The 5,740-nt window shown below is 75.4% G+C and carries 5 protein-coding genes; 3 read left to right on the forward strand and 2 right to left on the reverse strand.

The features are described 5' to 3' along the window. Nucleotides 1-7: 7 nt before the first annotated feature. Together ACZ6EJ_RS26650 and ACZ6EJ_RS26655 are read left to right on the forward strand one after the other, a co-directional pair. Nucleotides 8-682: a hypothetical protein gene (locus ACZ6EJ_RS26650; RefSeq protein WP_469270663.1), complete on the forward strand. Its 675-nt coding sequence runs from the start codon at nucleotides 8-10 to the stop codon at nucleotides 680-682. Beyond that, nucleotides 679-1,518, forward strand: a complete 840-nt coding sequence (locus ACZ6EJ_RS26655) for a glycosyltransferase family 2 protein (protein ID WP_469270659.1) — start codon at nucleotides 679-681, stop codon at nucleotides 1,516-1,518. Before ACZ6EJ_RS26650 ends, ACZ6EJ_RS26655 begins: the two co-directional genes overlap by 4 nt. Before the next feature lie 7 nt (nucleotides 1,519-1,525). Here ACZ6EJ_RS26655 and ACZ6EJ_RS26660 read toward each other — a convergent pair whose 3' ends face one another. Next, entirely contained in the window at nucleotides 1,526-2,689 is a 1,164-nt protein-coding gene (locus ACZ6EJ_RS26660) for a glycosyltransferase (RefSeq protein ID WP_469270660.1), read from the reverse strand. Between the two features lie 105 nt (nucleotides 2,690-2,794). On the opposite strand from ACZ6EJ_RS26660, the gene ACZ6EJ_RS26665 reads away from it, so the two are divergent. After that, a complete protein-coding gene (locus ACZ6EJ_RS26665) occupies nucleotides 2,795-4,333 on the forward strand; it encodes a hypothetical protein (protein ID WP_469270661.1) in 1,539 nt (512 codons plus the stop codon). Here the strand turns inward: ACZ6EJ_RS26665 and ACZ6EJ_RS26670 are convergent. Beyond that, nucleotides 4,302-5,546: an MATE family efflux transporter gene (locus tag ACZ6EJ_RS26670; RefSeq protein WP_469270662.1), complete on the reverse strand. Its 1,245-nt coding sequence runs from the start codon at nucleotides 5,544-5,546 to the stop codon at nucleotides 4,302-4,304. The genes ACZ6EJ_RS26665 and ACZ6EJ_RS26670 overlap by 32 nt on opposite strands. Between the last annotated feature and the right edge of the window lie 194 nt (nucleotides 5,547-5,740).

Here is a 5,740-nt window from a genome sequence, read left to right on the forward strand (position 1 = left end):
CGGGGCCTTGTCTTTGTGGGCCGCACCGTGCGGGCCCTCCCCCCCCCCCCCTGCCGCCCCCCCCCCCCCCCCCCCCCCCGGGCCCGCGGCTCCCGGACCGTCCGCCTCCGCCTCCGCGCCCGCGCCCGCGCCGCCGTCCGTCCGGCGGCCGGGGGCGGCCGGGCCGTCCGCTCCCGCCGCCTCGGCCGCGGGCCCGACGACGCCCGCCGACGAGATCACCCCGGCCACCGGGACCTTCACCGCGCGGCAGAAGAAGTACCTGGAGGGCCGGGTGCCCCGCGGCATGGACCCGGCCGCCGTGCTCCAGACCGGCCAGGAGAGCTGCGACAAGCTCCGCTACCTGGTCCGGGTCGACCGGGACACCGCCGTCGGCGCGATCGTGACGCACGAGATCCCCGACGCGGCCGCCGCGGTCGCCGAGCTGTGCCCGCACCACCAGGACCTGGTGGACGAGGCGGCGCACGGCTACCCGGACGGGACGCACACCGGCAAGGCGCTCCGGCCCGGCGTCTACCGGGCCGCCTCCCCCACCGGGAGCTGCACCTGGCGTGTGACCGGGGCCGGGGGGACCGAACTGTCCTCCGGCGCCGGGGCCTCGGGGAAGGCCACCGTCCCGCCGACCGCCCGCACGTTCACCTCCACAGGCTGCTACGCCTGGCTGCGCGAAGGAGCCGCCGGATGACCGCCGCAGCAGGACGCCTGCCGATAGCCGTGGCGATCCCCACGAAGAACGAGGGGCTGAACATCGCCGAGGCGGTGCGATCGGTGCTCGGGCACTTCGAGGCGGTCGTGGTGGTGGACTCGCACAGCACCGACGACACGGCGAAGATCGCCGCGGAGTGCGGGGCGGAGGTGGTCGCGTACACCTGGGACGGCGGCCACCCGCGCAAGAAGCAGTGGTGCCTGGAGAACGTCCGCACGGACCTGGACTGGATCCTCCTCCTCGACGGCGACGAGCGCATCGGCCCACACCTTCTGGCCGAGCTGCGGGAGACGTTCCGCGATCCGGCGGCGCCGAAGCCCGCCGCGTACGACATACCCCTCGGGTACTGGTTCTCCGGGAAGCGGCTGCGGCACGGATACACCATCCGCAAGCGGGCGTTGACCGACCGCACGCGCTGCCGCTACCCGGAGGTCGACGACCTCGACGCGCCGGGCATGGGCGAGGTCGAGGGCCACTACCAGCCGCTCGCGGCGACGGTGGGGACGCTGAGGAACCCGATCGAGCACCAGGACCTCGACCCGGTGACGGCCTGGTTCGAGCGGCACAACCGCTACTCGGACTGGGAGGCGTGGCTGGAGCACCACCCCGAGGTCAAGGAGCAGGTGCGCCGGGTCAAGTCGCGCCAGGGGCAGTTGTTCCACAAGGCGCCGTTCAAGCCGCTGGTGTCGTTCGCGTACATGTACCTCTACCGGCGGGGGTTCCTGGACGGCCGGGCGGGCTTCGACTTCGCGCTGGCGATGAGCTTCTACCGCTGGCAGATCGCCCTCAAGTCACGGGAGAGACCGCCCGCCTGAGAGTGGCTCACCCGCGCCTCCGGCGGACCACGTCCTCGTAGGTCCGCCGGAGGCAGGCCGTGACCGCCTCGATGGTGAAGTGCCCGCCGACCAGCTCCCAGGCCGCCTTGCCGGCCCGGTCGGCGGCCTCGGGCTCCAGCAGCTCCAGGACCGCGTCGGCCACCTTGCGCGCGTTGGCCGCGTCCTCGCCGACCCGGCTGTCGACCACCCGGCCCGCGCCCGCCGCCGCCACGTCGGGGGCCAGGCCGCAGGTGCGGGTGATGACCACCGGGGTGCCGACCGACATCGCCTCCAGCACGGAGACCCCGAGCGGTTCCTCGATCGACGGCAGGACGTAGACGTCGGCCGCGCGCCCGGCGGCGAGGACCTCCTCGTGGCCCAGCGGCCCCACGTGGTCCAGGGAGTCGGCCACGCCCAGTTCGCGGGCCAGCGCCAGGGTCGCGGGCAGCGCACCGGTGTCGGGACCGGCCAGCACGAACCGGGCGTCCGGTCGCCGGGCGAGGACGTGCGGCATCGCGGCGACGAAGTCCTCGGGGCGTTTGCGCTCCTGGATGCGGGCGAGGAAGAGCACGGTGGGCGGCCGCGCCGGGTCGCGGGCCGGCTTGCGCTCCTGCGGGCGGACGCCGTTGACCAGCCGTACGGTGCGGGTGAGCGGCACCGGAGCGGCGACGGCGTCCACGTCGCGGCGCTCCCTCTCGGTCAGGTGCAGGACGGCGTCCGCGCGGCGCAGCACCGTGCGCACGCCGAGGAGGTCGGTGAGCTGGGCGACCCTGTTCTCCGTCGGGTCGACCATGCCGTGGGTCTGGACGACCAGGGGGGTGCGGGTCGCCAGGGCGAGCAGCGCGACGGGCAGGGTCACCAGGTCGCGCATCAGGTGGACGTGGACGAGGTCGGCTCCGCGCATCATCCGCCGGGCGCCGCGCAGGAGTTCGGCAGAGGTGACGCCGCTGACCTCGAACATGGGGAGCAGGTGCCGGGCCCGGAAGAGGTGGACCGGGACCCCCTCGACCGTACGGGGCAGTCCATCGGGCGGGAAGCCGTCGCCCAGGGCCATGACGCGGGCGTCGTCGCCGGCGGCCCGCTGGGCCTTCGACAGGTTGAGCGCCACGCGGGTCGGACCGCCGAACGCGTGGTCCGGGGTGTGGAGTGTGACGACGTGCAGGATTCTCACCAGGGTTCCCCTCGACCTCGGCCTCTTCCGCACAGCGTAGTCATCGCGTCCTCCCAAGTGGCTTGATTCGTTAGAGTGTTCACAGGTCCACGGAACGGGGGGCGGATGACGTCCGCGCAGGCGTCGGCGCACGGGTCGACCACACAGGCGCCCGCGGGCGCGGACGGCCCCGGAGCTGCGGGGAGCCCCCTGGAGCCCGCCGCGCGCCCCATCGCCTGGTCCATGCTGTCGCGGGCGCTGTCCGTGCCCCTGATCCTGGGGCTCGTCTGCTTCCTGCCCGCGGTGATCGCCGCCCAGCCCGGCAGCGGCGCGCGGGACACCGCCTACTGGCTCCAGGCGGTCCTGACCTGCTACGCGGGCGCCCGGCTCGCGACGATGATCCTGTCCACGCGCAGGCGGCTGCTCCAGGGCGTGTTCTGGATGTTCGTCTACATCGCGCTGGGCGTGGCGCCGTTCGCCCAGGTGGTCATCGGGCAGACGCCGACGCCGATGGTGGGGCCCCGCTCGGACCTGGTCCTGGCGATCGCGATGATCCTGGTGGGGTGCGCCGCCTTCGACCTGGGGGCGCTGCTGGCCTCCCGGCGGCCGCTGCGGCGGCGCGTCCCGTCCGGCCGGGGGACGGGCGGGCCCGCCGTGGCGCATCCGCTGCGGCTGCGGCTGCTGGTGCTGCTCGCGTTCGCGGCGAGCGGCTACTACGTGCTGAAGCTGGGCGGGCCGGCGGTCTTCTTCTCCAGCCGGCAGGAGATCAGCGAGACGGTGGCGGCCAGCGGGGTCGCCTCGGCCGAGTCGAACGTGGGCTCGGCGTTCCTGAAGGGCTTCGGGACCGTACCCGCCCTGGTGGCGCTGCTCTTCTGCACCCGGCGGCTGGCGACCTCGCGCCGGGCACGGCGCACGCCGGCGACGGTGCTCGTGTGGGTGGCGCTGGCGGCGCTCAACCTGGTCGTGAACAACCCGATCTCCAACGCCCGCTACTGGTTCCTGACGGTGCTGGTGTCGCTGCTGTTCACCACGTTCCCGAGCAGCGCGGCGGTGTACCGCTCGGTGCTCACGACGGGGGTGGTGGGGGCGCTGGTCCTGTTCCCGTACGCGGACCGCTTCCGCTACGACGAGGAGGGGCAGCGGCCCGTGCAGTCGGCGTCCGTCTTCGATCCGCTGACGACCAAGGACTACGACCAGACGGTGATGTTCGCCAACACCATCTCCTGGGTCGACACGCGGGGCCACACGTACGGGCGCCAACTGGCGGGCTCGGCCCTGTTTTTCGTGCCGCGGGCGGTGTGGAGCGGCAAGCCGGAGGACACCGGGGTGCGGGTCGGCCAGTGGATGGGCATGAGGATGACCAACCTCTCGGCCCCGCTGTGGACGGAGCTGTGGGTCGACCTCGGCGCGGCCGGCATGATGGGCGGGATGGCGCTGACCGGTTACGCGGCGGCCCGCACCGACCGCCGGTACGCGCTCGCGGTGACCCGTGCCGGGCCGGGGCCGGGCAGCGTCCTGGCCGTCGCCGCCCCGCTGATCGCCGGGTACACCTTCATCCTGCTGCGCGGGCCGCTGCTCCAGGCGGTGGGGAAGCTCGCCATCGCGGCCCTGTGCCTGGTGCTGGTCACCACGTTCAGGGAGCGGCGGGCCGCGCGCCGGCGCTGACGGCCCCGGCCGGGGCGGCCGGGCGGCGGCGGAGGCGGGCCACGCGCGTCCAGGTGGCGGCGGCCTTGCAGAGCGAGCCCGCGAACAGCCCCCAGGCGGCCCCGGCCACCCCGCCCAGGAGGTATCCGCCGACGAGGAACGCCACGGCGGCGAGCGAGAAGACGACCTGGACGCCGAGCGTGGTGCGCGGGTCGAGCATCCGCAGGGCGAGCAGCCCGCACGTGCCGACCGCCATCGCCGCGTACTGGCTGCCGGTCGCGGGCAGCAAGGCCGCGGCCGGGGCCCAGGTGTCGCCGAGCAGTCGGCGCCCGGCGGCGTCGGGCAGCAGGGCGAGCACGGTGGCCCAGAGCGCGGCGGTCGCGGCGAGGACGGCGGCGAGGGCGGCGGTGGCCCGCACCCGCCGGCGCTCGTCGTCGATGCGGCCGAGGAGCGGGGGGCCGAAGGAGGTGGCGGAGGTGAACAGCACGTTCAGCGGCCCGAACAGCGTGGTCGCCCCGCGCAGCGCCCCGACCAGGAGGGGGGTGCCGACCGCCCCGAGGCCGAGGACGGAGAGCTGTCCGGTCGCGTTGCCCACGCCGAACTCGACGACGAAGCGCTGCCCGAGGTGGCCGCGCCGCAGCAGCGGGCGCAGCCGTGTCGGGGCCCCGGCGGTGGCGCGGCGCAGCAGGGCGGCGGACAGCAGCAGGGCGGGCAGGGCGGACAGCCCCCAGAGGCCGATCAGCCGGGCCGGGGCCGCCCCGTACGCCTGCGGGGACAGCGCCGCCAGCACGCACAGCAGCCGCGACAGGTCGCTTCCCAGGGCGAGGTGGGGGCGCTGGAGGGCGGAGAAGGCGTACCGCGCGGCGTCCTGCCCCAGCACCACGGGGAGCACCGCCGCGAGCACCAGCAGGGCGCGGGCGGTGTCGCCGGGGACGAGCGCGCAGACGGCGGCCGTGACCGCGCCGAGCGCGGCGGCGGCCAGCACGGTGAACGCCACGGCGGAGCGGCAGGCACCTGCGATCTCCTTCCCGGCGCCGCGGCGCAGGACGAGGGGTTGCCCGGCGTACGCGCCGAAAACGCCGAGCAGCACGGTGAAGACCAGGTAGACGGCGGAGAAGCGGGCGAAGTCGGCGACGGCGGAGAGGCGGGCGGCGGCCACCAGCACCAGGATGTTGGTGAGCGCCGCCACGCCCTGGTCCGCGACGGAGCAGAGGGCCGCGGTGCGGGCTCTCACCGGCGCGCGGGCGGGGCGGGCGGAAGGGTGACGGTGCGCAGGCCGAGGGTCTCGGTGGGGTCGCCGGTCAGTTCGGGGCCGGCGGCGGCCGCCGGGGGGGGGGGGGGGGGGGGGGGGGGGGGGGGGGGGGGGGGGGGCTTCCTGGGTAAGGCCCCACCCCCGGTCCGGGGGGGGAACGCGCACAAGAAATGGAC

Source organism: Streptomyces sp. NPDC041970 (genome assembly GCF_055588985.1).

Coding starts and splice junctions, on each gene's coding strand:
- ACZ6EJ_RS26655 (WP_469270659.1), top strand. CDS start 679: ATGACCGCCGCAGCAGGACGCCTGCCGATAGCCGTGGCGATCCCCACG.
- ACZ6EJ_RS26665 (WP_469270661.1), top strand. CDS start 2,795: ATGACGTCCGCGCAGGCGTCGGCGCACGGGTCGACCACACAGGCGCCC.